This is a genomic window from Paraburkholderia dioscoreae, assembly GCF_902459535.1.
GTDB classification, from domain to species: Bacteria; Pseudomonadota; Gammaproteobacteria; order Burkholderiales; family Burkholderiaceae; genus Paraburkholderia; species Paraburkholderia dioscoreae.
In genome coordinates this window covers 1,084,752-1,102,992 of record NZ_LR699554.1, presented here as the reverse complement: position 1 = coordinate 1,102,992, position 18,241 = coordinate 1,084,752, and the positions used below count along the sequence as shown (strand labels likewise).

Genomic DNA, 18,241 nt, shown 5'->3' with positions numbered 1-18,241 from the left:
CATTAGCGTCACCGATACAACAATGTGTTCTCTTCTGCACGCCTATTCAGTTTTCATTGGCATCCCTACTATCCGCATTTGATCTGCATTCGCCGGCAATGGCCGGCGACCCACGAGCACGAAACCATGACATCCCGCCCTGCCCGTTCAGACCGCTATCACGGCGCCGCGATTACCTTGCACTGGCTGATCGCCGCGTTGATGATCTGCGGCTTCTATATCGGCTGGATCATGACCGATATTCCCGGCTTCACGCCCACCAAGCTGAAGTATTTCTCCTGGCACAAGTGGATCGGCGTGACTGTGTTCGTGCTCGCGGTGGCCCGCGTGCTGTGGCGTGCCACCCACCGCGCGCCGCCGCTCGACAGCGCCACGCCCGTGTGGCAGAAGGCCGCCGCCCATCTCGTGCACGCCGTGCTATACGTGCTGATGCTGGCGATTCCGCTGTCCGGCTACTTCTATAGCTCCGCCGCCGGCATTCAGGTGGTGTATCTCGGCATCGTGCCGCTGCCCACCTTCATCGGCCCGGATCAGGCGCTCAAGGCAACTCTGCGCACCGTTCACGTGCTGCTCAACTACACGTTGCTCGCACTCGTGGCGATGCATGTGGCGGCGGCGCTCAAGCACCAGTTTCTCGACCGCGACGGCCTGCTCGCGCGGATGGTTCCATTCCTCAAGTAACACGCGTAAAGCGCGGGTCAGGGGCGGGTGACGGGAGGGTCACCCCTACATAGCAGACGGACAGCAGGCGATTGGCAACAGCCTGTTGGCAATCTAATTCCCCGCGGTGCGCAATCAACGCACGCGGGTTCGATAGGATGCGTATCACCATGAAATCAAACTTTTACCTCTCCGCTCACCGTGTGACGCTTGCCGGCATCGCGGCCTTCTCGCTGTTCGGCGCAAGCTTCGCACACGCCGATGTCGACACCAGCAAGAGCACCGTCATTGCCACCACGAAGCAGATGAACGTGCCCGTCGACGGCCAGTTCAGGAAGTTCTCGGCGCAACTGAATTTCGATCCGGCCAAACCGACCTCCGGCAGCGCCAATGTGTCGATCGACACGGGCAGCTACGACCTCGGTGCCGACGACTACAACAAGCAGGCCCAGGGCAAGGAATGGTTCGACAGCGCCGCGTACCCGGCCGCGACCTTCGTCTCCAGCGCGATCGCGCCGGCGGGCGGCAATCAGTACAAGATCACCGGCAAGCTCACCATCAAGGGCAAGTCGCAAACCGTCGTGGTGCCGGTCACCATTGCCAGCCAGGGCGCCCTGCAAACCTTCGACGGCTCGTTGCCGATCAGGCGCTCGCAATTCGACGTAGGCACCGGCGAATGGAAAGACACGTCGGTAGTCGCCGACGAAGTCGTCATCAAATTTCACCTCGTCGCTTCGAAGAAATAATCCGAACCGAAGCGTCGCAGCACTTTCTGAAACCTGGAGAACACCTTGAAGAAAAACATTTTGCTCGCCGCAGGCGCGCTGGCCGCCGTATTGTCGTTCAACGCCTCGGCAGCTGACACGTACCAGCTCGACCCGACGCACACCTACCCGAGCTTCGAAACCGACCACTTCGGCGGCATTTCGATCTGGCGCGGCAAGTTCAAGAAGAGCAGCGGCACCGTGGTGCTGGATCGCGCGGCGAAGACCGGCACGGTGGACGTGACGATCGACATGAGCTCGGTGGATATCGGCAACGACAAGCTCGACGCGGAACTGGTCACGGACAAGTTCTTCGACGTTGCCAAGTACCCGAGCGCGACCTACAAGGGCACGCAGATCCGCTTCGACGGCGACAAGCCGGTGGAAGTGATCGGCACGCTGACGATGCACGGCATCACCAAGCCGGTCAATCTGAAGATCGAGTCGTTCAAGTGCTTTGTCAACCCGATGCTCAAGCGTGAAGTGTGCGGCACGGAATCGACCGCGACGTTCAATCGCGATGACTTCGGCGTCGACTTCGGCAAGACTTACGGCTTCAAGATGCAGACCACGCTGCATATTCAGGCCGAAGGCATCAAGCAGTAAGCGCCGGCCTTTTCAGGCCTGCGTGAAGCGGGCTGCCGTTTCCGGGCGGCCCTTGCCAGGGCGGAGCAAGGTACTATTACGGTTTGGCCGTTGTCGTCATCCGTTTTCGCCCTCCCATGAGTTCTGCAAGCCGCCGCATCGCGCACCTCGACATGGACGCGTTCTACGCGTCCGTCGAGCTCCTGCGTTATCCGGAACTGCGTGGCCAGGCGGTGGTGATCGGCGGCGGCCGCAACGGCGTGCCGCAAATACTCGAAGACGGCACCCGCCGCTTCGCGAAACTGCGCGATTACGCGGGCCGCGGCGTGGTGACCACCTCCACTTACGAAGCCCGCGCGCTCGGCGTGTTCTCGGCCATGGGTATGATGAAGGCCGCCATGCTCGCGCCGGACGCCATCCTGCTGCCCACCGACTTCGACTCGTATCGCCACTACTCGCGTCTGTTCAAGGCGGCCGTCGCCACGTTCACGGACCGGATCGAAGACCGCGGCATCGACGAAATCTATATCGATCTGACCGAGTTGCCGGGCGAGCCGCGCGAGATCGCTGCGCGCATCAAACAGGCGGTCAATCAGGCCACCGGACTCACCTGCTCCATTTGCGTGGCGCCGAACAAGCTGCTCGCGAAAATCGGCTCCGAACTCGACAAACCCAACGGCCTCACGATCCTCACCCCGGCCGACGTGCCGCTGCGCGTCTGGCCGCTGCCGGTGCGCAAGGTCAATGGCATCGGGCCGAAGGCCGCGGAAAAGCTGACCGCGCTCGGACTCGCCACGGTCGGCGATCTGGCGGCGGCGGACGCGGGGCTGTTGCAGGACCACTTCGGGCGCAGTTATTCGGCGTGGCTCATGCAGATCGCGCAAGGCTACGACGAGCGGCCGGTGGTGGTCGAATCGGAGCCCAAGTCGATGAGCCGCGAGACGACCTTCGAACGCGATCTGCATCCACGTCACGACCGGCCGGCGCTATCCAGTTCGTTTACCGGCTTGTGCGTGCGGGTGGCGGAGGATCTGGTACGCAAGGGCTACGTGGGGCGCACCGTCGGTATCAAACTGCGCTACGACGATTTCCGCACCGTCACGCGCGACTTGACGCTGGACACGCCAACCGCGGACGCCGCCGAGATCCGGCGCGCGGCAACCGAATGCCTGCGCAGAGTGGAACTGAACCGCAAGCTGCGGCTTCTCGGCGTGCGCGTCAGCGCGTTGACGCCGGCCAACGCGCAGCCGCCGCAACGGCGGCTGCCGGTTCAGGCCGACTTGCCCTTCGCCAGCGACGAATAATCCACCCCCTCAGCCGTCGCGCCTGCATTCGGACGCGCCGCCCGCAGGCCGGCTTCCATCGGCAACGCGGCGACTGAAAACGCGAAGGTGTTGATACCGTGCGCGCTTTGCGCCGACACCGTGCCGCGATGCATCTCCGCAATCGCTTTCACGATCGCCAGACCCAGCCCGTGGTTTTCGCGGCTGTTCGTGCGCGAAACCTCCGCGCGATAGAACCGGTCGAACAGATGTTCGAGCACGTCCGGCGAGATCGGTGCGCCGGGGTTGGCCACCGCGACGCGTACCTGATCCTCTTCACACACGATCGTCACGTTGATTTCCGCACCCGGCTCGCAATGCTGGATCGCGTTCATCAACAGATTCGTGCAGGCACGGCCGAACAGCGAGCGGTTCACGCGCGCCACGGCGTCGCCGCGCAATTGCGCGCGCACCCGCGCTTCTTCGAGCGGAATCTCCAGAAACTCCAGCGTATGCTCGACTTCCGCGGCCAGCGACACTTCGACGAGGCCGGTTGCCCGCTCGCCCTGGTCGGCACGGGCGAGGAACAGCATGTCGTTGATGATCGCCCGCATGCGCTCGAACTCCTCCAGGTTCGATTGCAACGTGTGGCGCAGATCGTCGACCGAACGATTGCGCGTCAATGCCACTTCGGTCTGGCCGATCAGAATCGTCACCGGCGTGCGCAGTTCATGCGCCACATCCGCATTGAACGATTCGAGGCGGCCATATGCGCCGTCCAGCCGCTCGAGCGCACCGTTGAAGGAATTCGCCAGGTCGTTCAGTTCGAGCGGCAGCGAGGCTGTGTTCAGGCGCTGTGAGCGGTTGTTCGGGCTCACGGCAGAAGCGTCGCGCGTGAGACGCGTGAGCGGCGCGAGGCCGAGCCGCGTCACCGAGTAACTGAGCAACAGTACGGCGAGACTGCCCAGCGCCGACAACGCGGCAAGCGCCGAGCCGAACACGCGCATGGTGCGCACATTGGGCGAATAGCTCGCGGCCACCTGCAATTGCACCGGCGGACGCGCGGCGTAAGCCGGAATTATCACCGTCGAGGTCAGCATGTCCTGGCCGCCGTCGGCCGGCGTCACGCGCGTGTAACCGCCCGGCCAGCTCGTCACCACCGAACCTTCGACCGGCTTGCCGTAATGAAAATATGGATCGGTGCTCGACACCGCATAGACCGTGCTGCCGTCGTGCGGCGTCATGTCGGTGAGCTTTTCACGCGCCATGCGCCACTTTTCCGGCGTCACGGCGTGATAGACGATGATGCGCGCGATCTGCGTGCGATCGTCGAGCGACTCGCGCAGATGGTGTTCGAGTTGCGTGCGCAGCACCAGAAAAAGTCCGGTGCCGACCAGCGTGAAGACGAACAGCGCGACGAACGCGAACATCAACGCGAGGCGCCGGGCGATCGAGCGGTTCATGACTGCTCCGCCTCCTCGCGCACTTCGAGCACGTAACCCATGCCGCGCACGGTGTGCAGCAGCTTGGAGGGGAACGGGCCGTCCAGTTTGGCGCGCAGTCGTTTGATCGCCGTCTCGACCACATTCGTATGACTGTCGAAATTGACGTCCCACACGAGTTCGGTAATCGCGGTCTTCGACAGAATGTCGCCTTGGCGGCGCGCCAGCACGCTGAGCAGCTGGAATTCCTTGGCGGTCAGGTCGAGGCGCACGCCGTCGCGAGTCGCGCGCCGGCCGATCAGATCGACGAACAGATCGCCGACGGAAATCAGCGTCGACTCCTGTGAACGGGTGCGCCGCGCCAGCGCGTGCAAGCGTTCGACCAGTTCGAGGAACGAAAAGGGTTTGGTGAGGTAGTCGTCGGCTCCTTCGCGCAGACCGCGCACGCGGTCGTTCACATGATCGCGCGCGGTGAGCATGATGACCGGTGTCGATTTGCGCATGCGCAGCGCCTTCAGCACGCTGAAGCCGTCGCGTTTGGGCAGCATCACGTCGAGGACGATCACGTCGTAATCGAATTCGGTGGCCAGGTGCATGCCTTCCTCGCCGTCGAGCGCGACGTCGACGACCCAGCCCTGCTCTGTCAAACCGGAGCGCAGGTAGTCCACCACCTTGTGCTCGTCTTCAACAATCAGCAATTTCATGCGCGTCCCCTTGTCTCTACATTATACGAAACGCCTCGTTTTCACCTTGCGTCCCGGCTGCTGCACGATCCACCGGCTCACCGCGCGGGAGCCATCGCCTCCTTCGTGTCGCCGGGCTGCGCGTTCTTCGACATGTCCGGCATGTCCGTGCCGACATCCCAGCCGCCGCCGAGCGCTTTCACGAGCGATACCGAGAGCGTCATCTGCTGGCCGTGAATCTGCACGTCCTGGCGCTCGCTGGTCAGCAGCGACTGCTGCGCGGTGATGACGTCGAGGTAAGCGACGAGGCCGCCCGAATAGCGGTCGTTGGCAAGCGCGAGCAGATGCTGCGCATCCGTGACGGCTTCGCGCGACTGTTTCGCCGCGCCGTCCAGCACGGAGAGTCCGGTAATGCCGTCCTGCACCTGCTGGAACGCGGTGAGCACGGTCTGGCGGTAGTTCGCCTCGGTGGCCTTGTAGCCTTCGCTCGCGAACTGCACGTTGGCCGCGCGGCGGCCGCCGTCGAACAACACCTGGCCGACCGCCGCGCCGAGCGTCCACATCAGCGTGGGCGCGCTCAACAGGCTGGCGAACTGCGTGCTTTCCCAACCGATGCTCGGCGCCAGCGTCAGACTCGGGAAAAACGCCGCCTTGGCGACGCCGATCTGCGCATTCGCCGCGGCCATTGCGCGCTCCGCCGAAGCGATATCCGGCCGCCGTTGCAACACGTCGCTGGGCACACCGAGCGGAATCGACGGCACCTGGACATTGACCACCTTGGGCGCGATCGAAAACTGCGGCGCCGGCACGCCGACGAGCGCGGCGATCGCATGCTCGAACTGCGCCCGCTGATTCAGAAGCAGTTGCGCCTGCACGCGGGTCGAGTCGAGCAGCGATTTCTGCTGCAGCACGTCGAGTCCCGACACCGAGCCGAGATCATGTTCCGTCGTGACGTAATCGAGCGCCTTCTGCTGCAGTATCACCGACTGATTCAGCACGTCGATCTCGGCATCGAGTTCGCGCAGCGAAAAGTAGTCAGTGGCGAGATCCGTGGTGAGAACGAGCCGCGCGTTGGCGAGGTCATCCGCCGATTGCTGCGCGGAGGCCACCGAGCCTTCCACCTCCCGACGTATCCGGCCGAATAGATCGGTGTCGTAGTTGATGGTGGGGCCGAGCTGCACGTTGTTCTGCACCGTCGAGGTGGTCGGCGTGCCGTAATTGGTCTGCGGACGGTTCTGCGAAATCCGGAAGCGCGATCCCTGCGCGCCGAGATCGACTTCGGGAATCTGCTGAGCGCGGCTGTTCGCGAGCGTGGCTCTAGCCTGTTCATAGTGCGCGCTGGCCGCTACCAGCGTCTGATTCTGCGCGAGCGCCTGGCTTTCCAGCGCGCCGAGCGTCGAGTCGCCGAACGCGCTCCACCAGTCTGGCGAGATCGGCGCATGGGACGGCACGGCCACGCGCCAGTACGAATCGGTTTGCCACGTGGGCGGCACCTCGGCCTGCGGCCGCTGATAGTTGGGTCCGACCGTGCACGCGGCCAGCAGCGCCGTGCTCGCGAGCGTCGTTATCGCGCGCCTCGTGGCCACGAGCTTCACGACGCCCCCTTGCCGTTGGCCTGCGGTTGCTGGATCTGCACATGATCGCCGTCCGCGATCGAATCGCTCGGGTTGATGATGATCCTGTCGCTCGCCTCGACCCCGCTTTCGATCTCGAGCTGCTGTCCGAGATCCCGCGCGATGACGATCTTATGCAACTGCACGTTGCCGTTCGCGTCGACCACCGCAACGCGCGGACCTTCGGCGCGGAACAGCAGCGCGTTGCCCGGCACCATCAATTGCGCGTGTGCGACTGCCGGCACCGCGACCTGTACGTATGCACCCGGGCGCAGCTTGTCGTCCGGATTAGGCAGCGTCACTTCGATCTGCAGCGAACGGGTGGGCACGTCGATCGCGCCGGAAATGTGCGTGATCGTGCCGTGGAATTGCTGGCCCGGCAGTTCCGCCTGCGTGACCACCACCTTCTGTCCGACCGACACGTTTTGCGCGTACGCCTGCGGCAATTGCACATAAACGCGCAGCGGGTCCGACTGCGCGAGCGCGAACAGCGCGCGGCTCGTGCCGCTGCCCGCGTCGATCAGGTCGCCCACATCCACATTGCGCTGCGTGACCACACCCGCGAACGGCGCGACGATGCGCTTGAACGATTCGAGTTGCTGCAGGCGTTTGACGTTGGCGTCGGCCGCGGCGAGATTCGCGACGTCCTGCGTATAAGTGCTCTGGCGTTCGTCGAGCTCCTGTTGCGAGACCGCATCGCGCTGACGCAGTTGCTGCCAGCGTTCCAGCGAGCTTTTGGCGAGGCCGAGGCTCGAACTGGTTTGCTGGCGCTGCGCCAGGGCCTGCGCGAGTTCCTGATCGATTTCCGGCGTATCCAGATCGGCGAGCAGTTGCCCCTGTTTGACACGCGTGCCGATATCCGCGTACCAGTGCAGCAGATAACCCGTGGAGCGCGCGTAGATCGGCGATTCGACGTAACCGCGCAGCGTACCCGGCAGCAACGTATTGCCGCCGCCTTCGGCCTGTGTCGGGCTCACCACGTTCACGTACTGCGTGGCGTTCTGCTTCGTTGTCTCCGCCACCGAACGGTTTTGCATTACGTTCGCGATCACCGTGCGCAACGCGCCGACGGCGAGCAGCGCCAGCACGATCCAGACGGCAATTTTGGCGCGCTTCCATTCGCGATGGCGCGGCGGCAAGGCGTGGCCGCCTTCGGTCTCTCGCGAGGGAATCGCTAGCGATGCGTGAGTTTTTTCGGTCATCTCAGTCAGCTATCTCGGTCAGCCGTCAATTAACTTTACGCGGGCCTGGCGGCGCCGCCGTGGTCCGGCGCGGGGCCGTCGTGGCCGTCGCCGTCGGAACCCGTGTGATTCGCGCCACCATCGTCACCGTCGTCGCGGTGGCGGCGTGCGAGGCGGGTGTGAATGGCCGCGAACACGAGGGGCACGAAAAACAGCGTGGACACCGTGGCGAACAGCAATCCGCCGATCACCGCGCGGCCAAGCGGCGCATTCTGCTCGGCGCCTTCGCCGAGACCGAGCGCCATCGGAATCATGCCGATGATCATCGCGAAGGCGGTCATCAGCACCGGCCTGATCCGGCTTGCACCGGCTTCGAGCGCGGCGGTCAACGGCGGTGCACCGGCGGAAAGCCGCTGGCGCGCGAACGCCACCATCAGAATACTGTTGGCGGTGGCCACGCCCATCGTCATGATCGCGCCGGTCAAGGCCGGCACGCTCAGATGCGTGCCGGTCAGGAACAGCATCCACACAATGCCCGCGAGTGCCGCGGGCAACGCGCTGACGATAATCAGCGGATCGACCCACGACTGGAAATTCACCACGATCAACAGATACACCAGCACGATCGCCATCGCCACGCCGACTCCCAGACCGAAGAACGAACTGCGCATGGTCTGCACCTGGCCGCGCACGGTGATCTGGCTGCCGCGCGGCAGCGACGCGCGCATGTTGTCCACGAGCTTGTCGACCTGGTTCGCCACGCTGCCCAGATCGCGCTTCTCGACGCTCACGTACAGGTCGATCACCGGCCTGATGTTGTAGTGCGTGACTTCCGCGAACTGGGTTTGCGGCGAGACCCGCACGAGGTTGCCGAGCAATTGCGTCGGCCCGTTGGCCGAACCCGATACCGGCGTGCGCAACAGTTCATCGATCGACGACACCTGATACTGCGGCGTCTGCACGGCCACGCTGTATTCCACGCCGTTCCTGTTGTTGAACCAGAAACCCGGCGACGTCTGCGAACTGCCCGACAGGGAAATGAGCACGTTTTGCGCCACGTTGCTCGCACTCAGATTGAGTTGCTGCAACCGCGTGCGATCCATCTGCAGATTGATCGCCGGTTCGTCCAGTTTCTGCTGGATGTGCGTATCCACCGTGCCGGGAATCTGGCGCACCTGTTTCAGCAGTTTGCGCGCGACGTCGAAGTTACCCTCCTGATTCGCCCCGGAAATCTGCACGTCCACCGCGGCGGGCAAGCCGAAGTTGAGAATCTGCGTGACGATGTCGGCCGGCTGAAAGAAGAACTCGACGCCCGGAAATCGCTGCGGCAGGATGGCGCGCAGTTTGTCCATGTAGATTTGCGACGGCTTGTGGTCTTCTTTGAGCGCCACCTGAATCTCGCCGTCGAGCGTGCCGATCGTGCCCGCATTGCTATACGAGAGATTGATGCCGCTATAGGGCAAACCGAGGTTGTCGAGAATCGTGCCGAGTTCGTTCGCGGGCACGACCTCGCGGATCACGTTTTCGACTTCGTCGGCCAGACGCGCGGTTTCCTCGATACGGGTGCCGGTCGGCGCGCGCATGTGCAGGCGAATGTCGCCGGCATCCACGCTTGGAAAGAAGTCTTCGCCGAGCACGAAAATCAGGCCCATCGACACCACGCAGAAGCCGAGGAACACGCTGCCGAACATGCCGCGGCGCACCAGCACGCTGCTGAGAATCATGATGTAGGCGGCACGCATGCTCTCGAAACCGCGATCGAAGCGGTGATAGAGGCGCATGAACAGATTCGGCTTCGCGCCCGGCTTCGGCTTGTGGGCGTGCCCCATCAGCAGCATCGCGAGGGTCGGTACCAGCGTGCGCGACAGAACGTACGAAGCCAGCATCGCGAACACCACCGCTTCGGCGAGCGGCACGAACAGATAGCGCGCCACGCCGGTCAGGAAGAACATCGGCACGAACACGATACAGATACAGAGTGTGGACACCAGCGCGGGAATCGCGATTTCGCCCGCGCCGTCGAGAATCGCATCGTGCAGATTCGTGCCCATGTGCAGATGCCGTTCGATGTTCTCGATCGTGACCGTGGCATCGTCCACCAGAATCCCGACCGCGAGGGCGAGACCGCCGAGCGTCATGATGTTGATCGTCTGCCCGAGCGCGTGAAGCGCGATCAGCGACGACAGGATCGACAGCGGAATCGAGATCGCGATGATGCAGGTGCTGCGCCAGTTGCCGAGAAACAGCAGAATCATCGCGGCGGTCAGCGCGGCGGCCACCAGCGCCTCGCGCACCACGCCCTGCACTGCCGCTTTCACGAACACCGACTGATCGAATAGCGGCGTGATCTTCAGATCCGGCGGCAGCGCCGCTTGCGCAGCCGGCAGCAGCCCACGCAGCGAATCGACGATCGAGAGCGTCGATGCACTGCCGTTCTTGAGCACCGACATCAGCACGCCGCGATGGCCGTCCTGCCGCACGATGTTGGTCTGCGGCGAGTAACCGTCGCGCACGTGCGCGACTTCGCGCAGATACGTCGTGGCGCCGTTGAGCGTGCGGACCGGAATATCGTTGAGCCCTTCCACCGTGGCGGGCGAGCCGTTCATGTTGATCGTGTATTCCTTCGGCCCGATCTTCGCCGTGCCGGTCGGCAGGATCAGGTTTTGCGCGTTGAACGCGCTCACCACGTCGGAGGGTGTCAGGCCTTTTGCAAGCAGCGCGCGCGTGTCCAGATCGACGGAGATCAGCCGCGATTTGCCGCCATAAGGGTATGGCACCGCCGCGCCCGGAATCGTCACGAGCTGCGGACGCAGAAAGTTCAGCGCCGTGTCGTTGAGCGCCTGCTCGGAAAGCTTCGGACTCGACAGACCGAGCTGGATCACCGGAATGCTGGAGGCCGAGTAGCTGATCACCAGCGGCGGGGTGGCACCTGGCGGCATCTGCTTCAACTGCGCCTGCTCGACGGCCACCGTTTGCGCGATGGCGCTCTGGATGTTCGCCGTCGGCTGCAAAAACACCTTCAGGATCGTAATGCCCGCGAGCGATTGCGATTCGATGTGTTCGATGTCGTTGACCGTGGTGGTCAGACTGCGCTCGTTCACCGACGTGATGCGGTTGGCCATGTCCTGAGCCGACAAGCCCGTGTAGGTCCAGATGATACTGACCACCGGAATATTGATTTCCGGCAGCACGTCGACCGGTGTGGTCAACAGTACGAATGGCGTCGCCAGCAAAATCAGAATGGCCATCACGATGAACGTGTATGGCCGTTTAAGCGCAACGTTGACGATCCACATGAAACGTGCCCGAGAGAATGCAGGTAAGGGGTGGGGGAATCAGCGCCTATGCTAGATCGATAGCACCAACGCCTGCATGGCGCGAAAATGGCGGGATTGTCAGGAAGGCCAATGTAAGGAAAGTGGGCACCTGAACTGCGCTGCGGTTTGCCGAAAAGCAAACGTTTGATGGCTGAAGATAGCCGAGGTTGAGGTGTTGCTCAATGCCAGGTCCCGCGAAGGCATCGCGGGACATCGCACAGATTGATTTGCGCAAAGCAAATACTTCGCGCTTGTTGAAAGCTTAGTCGATCACCGCGTAATTGCCATATTGCCGACATGTTCGGCAAAAGCGGTTCCGGTGTTTATTGCGGCGCGACCGCGAGTCGCCGGCGTCACTTGGCAAACAACGACGACATGTCGGCAAACGCCTTGAATTCCAGCGCATTGCCCGACGGATCGAGGAAGAACATGGTGGCCTGCTCGCCGACTTCGCCCTTGAAACGCACGTGCGGCTCGATGATGAAATCGATGCCCGCTTTCTGCAGCTTGTCGGCGGCGGCCTGCCATTGCGGCATGGAAAGCACCGCGCCGAAATGGCGGACCGGCACGGCGTCGCCGTCGACCTTGCTGGTTTGACGGTGGCCGGCTTCTTCAGGCGCAAGATGGGCGACGATCTGGTGGCCGTAGAAATTGAAATCGACCCACGCGTCCGAACTGCGCCCTTCCGGACAGCCCAGCAGCTCGCCGTAAAACTCGCGCGCGGCGGCAAGGCTATGAACAGGAAATGCCAGGTGGAACGGCGGCAAGACGGTGTCGGCAACGCTCATGATGGGGAAACTCGCTGATTGGAATTAGGTTGAACGCGCAGGCACTCCGGGCCACACGCGTGAGGCCAAGTTTAGCCATGACTAAAAATCGTAAAAAACGATATATATTTGATCTGACCAACACCAAAATCGATCAATCGATCATGCTGAGCGAACTCAAGACTTTCATTGCCGTATGCCAGTACGGCACGTTTTCCGGCGCCGGCGCACGAATCGGCCTCACGCAATCCGCCGTGAGCGCGCAGATGCAGCGGCTCGAAGAAGAACTCGGCTTTGCGCTGTTCGACCGTACCGGCCGCTCCGCCACGCTCAACGACGCCGGCCGCGAAACGCTCGCGCTCGCCGAAGAGATGATGACGCTATACGCCCGGCTCTCCGAACGCGGCGCGGTCGCGGCGGAAAGCGGCATGCTGCGGGTAGGCGCCATTGCGTCCGCGCAGGTGTCGTTTCTCGCCGATGCGCTGGCGCGCTTTCGCAACGACCGGCCCGGCTGGCGAATTCGCGTCGTGCCCGGTGTGTCGCTGGGCTTGCTGGGGCAGGTGGATTCCGGCGAACTGGATCTGGCCGTCATCATCAAACCGCCGTTCGCGCTGCCGTCCGAACTCGAATGGCGCACGCTCGTCGCCGAGCCGTTCGTGCTGCTCGTGCCCAAAGTGCTCGCGCGCGGCAAGGGTAATGCGCGGTCATGGCGCGAACTGCTGCGCAGCGAGCCGTTTATCCGCTACGATCGCACCTCGTTCGGCGGCAGGCTGGTCGATCGCTTTCTACGGCGTTCGCGGCTGAACGTGCACGACGTGATCGAACTGGACGAATTGCAGGGCATCGTGCAACTGGTCGCGCGCGGCATCGGCGTAGCGCTGATTCCGAATAGCGCGGGACTCGGCAAGTGGCCCGCCAGCGTCGCCGCGCTCGAACTCGGTGAAGCGGCTTTTCAGCGGGAGATCGGGCTCGTGCAGCGTCCACGGCATAGCCGGCAGGCTGTGGCGGGCGGGCTCGCCGATTGCATCGGCATGGCGGCGGGCGCGTGAGCATGATCGCCGTGACGACTGAAGCGGAGAAGCGAACACGATGAGCGGCGGTAATGAAGTGAACCCGGCGGCGCAACGCTCGACCCGACAAAAGCGGTTCTATCTGGCGGGTGTGGCGGCATTCGTGACCGGTTTGATCGCGGCAGTGATCATCTACGCCATGGCGCCGCCGCCGGACAGTGCGGTCTCCATGTACAGCGTGGCCGATCCACGCTATCAGATCGAATTGCAACGCATCGGCGGCAATGCGGCGGTGCTGATGGCGCAGTTGCATCAGTGGTTCGACGGCCTCTGGCACGGCACGGCGCTCGCTTATACGGTGGCCGTGCTGGGCGCAGCCGTCGCGGGCGCATGCTTCTTTATCGGTTATTTCTTCGCTCACGAAGAACCGCAACGCTAAAACGCGCCACAGGTCCGCACAACGCTTGCGCTTACGCGGCTCTTCAGGTGCCGGTCGGATTCACCACGCCGGCCGCGCGCAGCGCCTCGTGCAAGGTGTTGAAAATGCAACTTGCGTCGATGATCGGTGTGATGCCGTGCCGGTCCATGTCCGAGCGCAAATACCGGTTCACACGCGCAAAGAACACCTCGATGCCGGCGTGCTTCAATGCCGCGCACAACTCGCCGACCGAGCGCGCCGCCGAATAGTCGATATCGGTGATCGCGCTCGCGTCGATCACGAAACAACGCACTTTGGTGGGCGCCTGGTCGATCAGGCGACGGGCGTCGTCGACGAAAAAGTGGTCGTTCGCGTAAAACAGATCGGCGCCGAAGCGATAAACGATCAGGCCCGGCGTGGTCTGCATGCCGGGCACGGCGGGCTCGGGAACCCAAACGCCGTTGTCGCCGGGGACGAGAATCATGGTATGCGGACGGTAGCTGTGCCGTACGTGGCGCAGCAGCGATAGCGCCACCGCCACCAGGATGCCGTGCTCGACGCCGATCAGCACCACCGCCGCCGCAGTGAACACGGCCAGCGCGAATTCGCCGGGGCTTTCGCGGCGAATCGCAAACAAGCTCCGCAGATTGATCAGGCCGATGGCGATCGTAAACACGATGCTGGCGAGAATGCAGTGCGGCAGATACTGCAGGAATCGGCTGAAGAACAGCAGCACCGCGACCACCACTGCCGCGAACACCAATTGCGCGAACTGACTGCGCGTGCCGGCGAGATCCGCCATCGCGGTTTGCGTCGGGCTGCCGTTCACCACGAACGCGCCTGAAAATGCGGCCGCCGCGTTCGCCGCGGCGATTCCCAGCAGATCGGCGTTGGTATCGACCGATTCGTGATAACGCTCGGCGAACACGCGACTCGCGGCGGCGCTTTGCGCCACGATCATCACGAAGCACGAAGCCGCGACAGGCAGCAGATCGAGCACCTGCTGCCATGTCACCTGCGGCATGCGCAGCGGCGGCAATCCGCCCGCCACCGGGCCGAGTACGGCAATCCCGTGGGCCGAAAAATGGTAGAGATCGCTCGCGGCGATACCCGCCACCACCGCGATCAACGGCACCGGCAGGCGTGGCTTGATGCGTTTGAAAGCGAGCGTGGCGCCGACCACCAGCAGTGAAATGGCAAGCGTCGGCCAATGTATCTGCGCCGTTTCGCGCACCACCAGCATGAGTTGATCGACGCTGCGCGAGGCACGACCGGGCACGCCGGACATGTCGCCCAGCATGCTGATGCCGACCTGCACGCCGACCCCGGCGAGAAAACCCACCAGCACGGTACGCGACAGGAAGTCGGCCAGAAAACCCAGTTTGAAAATCCGTGCGACGAGTAGCAACGCGGCGGTCAGCAAGGCGACCATCGCGGCGAGCGCGGCATATTCGGCGCTGGACGCTGGCGCCATGCTGGAAAGCCGGCTCGCGAAAATGGTGGCGGTCGCGGAATCGGCGGCCACGACGAGGTGCCGCGAGGCGCCGAAGAATGCAAAGGCGATCAGCGGCAGAAAAACGGTGTACAGGCCCGTCACGGCCGGCATGCCGGCAATGCGCGCATAGCCCAGCACTTGCGGAATATCCATCGACGCAAGCTGCACGCCGGCCAGCGCATCGCGCGCCGCCGCTGCATGATTCAGAGGAAGGATGCCCTTCAGCACGCCGGCACGCGCCGTGATACTCGTCAGAAAATCCCGCATACGCGATACTGCCCTAATCTCAGGTTATCGCGCATCGTGCCGCGACTCGGCACTCAAAGGCAAGACTTATAGCCGGACCGGCTCACGAAAACAGCACACCGCAGCGCACGGCCGGCGGCGCTGCGGAAAACACCCAACTGGCGGATTCAACGCTTGAATTGTCCCGTCACCGGATCGACGTGCCGCGCGAAACCAAACAACGCGGCGATGCAGATCGGGCAGGCGATGAAGAACACGGCCAACATCTCGCACCCCGTAACATATTGTTACCAGCAAGTTTAAGCGATCGGCATGCGAATTGAATGAGGGAAAACGGCAAATCAGTGTATCGACGGCTACAACAATCTCACGAGCGGCAGCGGTCGTATAGCGCTAAATGCCGGCAGAAAATGCGGCATAAAGCGTAGGAAACCGTATGTTCCACTACGCGCTCCGATACGCAAACGCTTGCGAGCCCTTCCGCCTCTCGCCAGTCGCATGTCGACCGCACACAGCGCTATCTCGCAATTAGACGGACGCTTCTACTCGCGCGAGCACGCGTTGCATTATTCAGGGGTGATCTGACCGCATTTGCGGCCCACGCAAGGGCTGTTTCCATGCTCTCCGCGCTCTCCCCGTATAATCCGGCATGATCCGAATCCCGCACCACCCGCCCTCGCAGCCGGCCGCTTATCGCTGCCGCGTTGCCCATCGCCCATCGGCGGTCGCATGAAAACGCCGAAACGTCTACTCCCGCTGGTCGAAGAAGGCCTGATCGACGAAGTCATCTCACAGTTGATGAGCGGCAAGGAAGCTACCGTCTACGTGGTGCGCAGCGGCGAAGCCACACGCTGCGCGAAAGTGTACAAGGACGCCAAACAGCGCAGTTTCCGTCAGGCCGCGTCCTATCGCGAGGGCCGCAAGGTCAAGAACAGCCGCCAGCAGCGCGCCATGGAAAAAGGCAGCCGCTACGGCCGCGAAGTACAGGAACAGGCCTGGCAGAACGCCGAGGTCGACGCCTTATTCCAACTCGCCAACGCGGGCGTACGTGTGCCGCAGCCTTTCATCTGCACCGACGGCGTGTTGCTGATGGAACTGGTGACCGACGCTCAGGGCAACGTCGCGCCGCGTCTGAACGACGTCGAAATGACCGAGGCACGCGCGCTCGAATTGCATGCGCTGCTGTTGAACCAGGTGGTGCGCATGCTGTGCGCCGGCATGATTCACGGCGACCTGTCCGAATACAACATTCTGCTTGCCGCCGACGGCCCGGTCATCATCGACCTGCCGCAAGCGGTGGACGCCGCCGGTAATCTCGAAGCGCCCGCCATGCTCGAGCGCGACGTCAACAACCTCGCCACGTATTTCGGCCGTTTCGCGCCGGGGCTGCTCGACACCAGCTACGGCAAGGAAATCTGGGCGCTCTACGAGGCGGGCGCGTTGCATGTCGACGCCGTGTTGACCGGCCACGTCGAAGCGGACACCACGCCGATCGATCTCGAAGCCGTGCTCCAGGAACTGGAAGACACGCGGCTCGACGAAGAAGCGCGCCTGCGCTACGAGCAGTCGCTGCACAGCGGCACCTGAGCCGTTGCCGCGAGCGGCAAGGGCAACAGCAACGGCAACCGCGCAGCGGTTTGCCACCGCGTGAGATCTCGCCAGGGCGTGGGGTTCAAGCCACCTCGCCGGATCCCGCTAGGGCGTGGGGCTCAAACGTACCGCTTCGATCGCGGCCGCCGCCACACCCGGCGCCGGCCCCACCGACTCGCGCATCGTCACGCTGACCGGAAACTCGCGGAAAATCTCCCACGTGGTCCGGTAGCACTGGTTGAGCAGCCAGCGCACGGCGTTCTGCGTCAGCTCGGCGGTGGGAATATGCACCGACGTGAGTCCGGGCGCGGCGTACGCAGCGGAGTAATCGTCGTCGTAACCGATCACTGACACCTCGTCGGGAATCGCAATGCCCGCCTGGTGAAAACGCGCCAGCGCGCTCACGGCCATCGTATCGTTCGCGCAGAACACGCCGGTGAAGCGGCGTTTCGTATCGAGCAACTTCTGCGCGGCGGCGTAGCCGCCTTCCGGCGAGAAGTCCGATTCGATCAGCGTGACCTCGTCGCGCGCAATGCCCTCGCGGGCGAGTTCGGCAAAGAAGCCTTGCAGACGCGTCTGGTTGTCCGATGCGGTGAAAGGGCCGGAAATCACCGCGATCTCGCGGTGCCCGTGATCGAGCAGCGTGCGCGCCGCCAGCTCGCCGCCACGGTGATGGTCGGCGCAGAACGACGCCTCCGGCAGCTGATCGAACGCGCGGTTCAGGAACACCATTTTCGGGTGCATACGGTGCAGCATGATCAGATCCTCGTCGTGCAGATCGTGGCTGATCACCACCACGCCATCGCAATCGCGGCCGATCAGAAAGCGCACCGCCTCGATAGCCTGTTCGCGCGGCGACACTTCTCCGCAACCGGTCGCCACCACCACATGACGGCGCACCGCGCGCAGTTCGGTGTCGGTCTGCTTGAGAATCGTGCCGTAGTAGGAGCCGAAGAACGTCGGCACGAAAATGCCGACCATGCCGAGCGACTGCGTCGCCATTGCCCGGCCGATGGAAGACGGACGAAAGTTCAACTGCTCGACGGCCGCCTTCACGCGGGCGGCCGCATCCGCCGAGATGGGGCCTTTACCGGAAATGGCGCGCGAGGCAGTCGACATGCCCACGCCGGCCAGTGCCGCGACATCCTTGAGTGTTGCCACGCGGTTCTCCGTCAGGCATGTTGTATTTCGAGCGACGCCGCGTGGCG

Annotated in this window: 15 protein-coding genes; 7 read left to right on the top strand and 8 right to left on the bottom strand. The window is 63.4% G+C overall.

Annotated features, from left to right (window positions below):
• Positions 1-126 precede the first annotated feature (126 nt).
• The 4 genes from PDMSB3_RS25130 to dinB all read left to right on the top strand — a co-directional run bounded on the left by PDMSB3_RS25130 (position 127) and on the right by dinB (position 3,313).
• A complete protein-coding gene (locus PDMSB3_RS25130) occupies positions 127-681 on the top strand; it encodes a cytochrome b (RefSeq protein WP_007176728.1) in 555 nt (184 codons plus the stop codon).
• A gap of 149 nt (positions 682-830) precedes the next feature.
• A complete protein-coding gene (locus tag PDMSB3_RS25125) occupies positions 831-1,406 on the top strand; it encodes a YceI family protein (protein WP_007176727.1) in 576 nt (191 codons plus the stop codon).
• Positions 1,407-1,451: 45 nt separating this feature from the next.
• Positions 1,452-2,030, top strand: a complete 579-nt coding sequence (locus PDMSB3_RS25120) for a YceI family protein (protein WP_007176726.1) — start codon at positions 1,452-1,454, stop codon at positions 2,028-2,030.
• A 116-nt stretch (positions 2,031-2,146) separates the two neighbouring features.
• Positions 2,147-3,313, top strand: a complete 1,167-nt coding sequence (dinB, locus tag PDMSB3_RS25115) for a DNA polymerase IV (protein WP_165188102.1) — start codon at positions 2,147-2,149, stop codon at positions 3,311-3,313.
• Here the strand turns inward: dinB and PDMSB3_RS25110 are convergent.
• From PDMSB3_RS25110 to PDMSB3_RS25085, 6 genes are all read right to left on the bottom strand, one after another.
• Entirely contained in the window at positions 3,280-4,734 is a 1,455-nt protein-coding gene (locus PDMSB3_RS25110) for a heavy metal sensor histidine kinase (RefSeq protein ID WP_007176724.1), read from the bottom strand. The two genes, dinB and PDMSB3_RS25110, sit on opposite strands and share 34 nt — an antisense overlap.
• Positions 4,731-5,417 carry a heavy metal response regulator transcription factor gene (locus PDMSB3_RS25105; RefSeq protein WP_007176723.1) on the bottom strand — a complete coding sequence of 229 codons (687 nt, stop codon included), beginning with the start codon at positions 5,415-5,417 and terminating at the stop codon, positions 4,731-4,733. The genes PDMSB3_RS25110 and PDMSB3_RS25105 overlap by 4 nt, the downstream gene beginning before the upstream one ends.
• A gap of 77 nt (positions 5,418-5,494) precedes the next feature.
• Positions 5,495-6,991: an efflux transporter outer membrane subunit gene (locus PDMSB3_RS25100; RefSeq protein WP_165188094.1), complete on the bottom strand. Its 1,497-nt coding sequence runs from the start codon at positions 6,989-6,991 to the stop codon at positions 5,495-5,497.
• Entirely contained in the window at positions 6,988-8,211 is a 1,224-nt protein-coding gene (locus PDMSB3_RS25095) for an efflux RND transporter periplasmic adaptor subunit (protein ID WP_007176721.1), read from the bottom strand. The genes PDMSB3_RS25100 and PDMSB3_RS25095 overlap by 4 nt, the downstream gene beginning before the upstream one ends.
• A gap of 35 nt (positions 8,212-8,246) precedes the next feature.
• The gene (locus PDMSB3_RS25090) at positions 8,247-11,486 is read right to left on the bottom strand and encodes an efflux RND transporter permease subunit (protein ID WP_007176720.1); all 3,240 of its coding nucleotides are present in this window, start codon (positions 11,484-11,486) and stop codon (positions 8,247-8,249) included.
• A 374-nt stretch (positions 11,487-11,860) separates the two neighbouring features.
• Entirely contained in the window at positions 11,861-12,295 is a 435-nt protein-coding gene (locus PDMSB3_RS25085) for a VOC family protein (RefSeq protein WP_007176719.1), read from the bottom strand.
• Positions 12,296-12,438: 143 nt separating this feature from the next.
• Between PDMSB3_RS25085 and PDMSB3_RS25080 the strand changes: the two genes are divergently transcribed.
• Together PDMSB3_RS25080 and PDMSB3_RS25075 are read left to right on the top strand one after the other, a co-directional pair.
• Complete coding sequence (locus PDMSB3_RS25080) at positions 12,439-13,323, top strand: LysR family transcriptional regulator (protein WP_035517113.1); 885 nt, start codon at positions 12,439-12,441, stop codon at positions 13,321-13,323.
• 40 nt (positions 13,324-13,363) lie between these two features.
• The gene (locus PDMSB3_RS25075; RefSeq protein WP_007176717.1) at positions 13,364-13,723 is read left to right on the top strand and encodes a hypothetical protein; all 360 of its coding nucleotides are present in this window, start codon (positions 13,364-13,366) and stop codon (positions 13,721-13,723) included.
• 43 nt (positions 13,724-13,766) lie between these two features.
• On the opposite strand, the gene PDMSB3_RS25070 is transcribed toward PDMSB3_RS25075, so the two are convergent.
• Positions 13,767-15,464: a SulP family inorganic anion transporter gene (locus PDMSB3_RS25070; protein WP_007176716.1), complete on the bottom strand. Its 1,698-nt coding sequence runs from the start codon at positions 15,462-15,464 to the stop codon at positions 13,767-13,769.
• A 708-nt stretch (positions 15,465-16,172) separates the two neighbouring features.
• On the opposite strand from PDMSB3_RS25070, the gene PDMSB3_RS25065 reads away from it, so the two are divergent.
• On the top strand, positions 16,173-17,030 hold the full coding sequence (locus PDMSB3_RS25065) for a PA4780 family RIO1-like protein kinase (protein ID WP_007176715.1): 858 nt from the start codon (positions 16,173-16,175) through the stop codon (positions 17,028-17,030).
• A 108-nt stretch (positions 17,031-17,138) separates the two neighbouring features.
• Here PDMSB3_RS25065 and PDMSB3_RS25060 read toward each other — a convergent pair whose 3' ends face one another.
• Complete coding sequence (locus PDMSB3_RS25060; protein WP_007176714.1) at positions 17,139-18,194, bottom strand: LacI family DNA-binding transcriptional regulator; 1,056 nt, start codon at positions 18,192-18,194, stop codon at positions 17,139-17,141.
• Between the last annotated feature and the right edge of the window lie 47 nt (positions 18,195-18,241).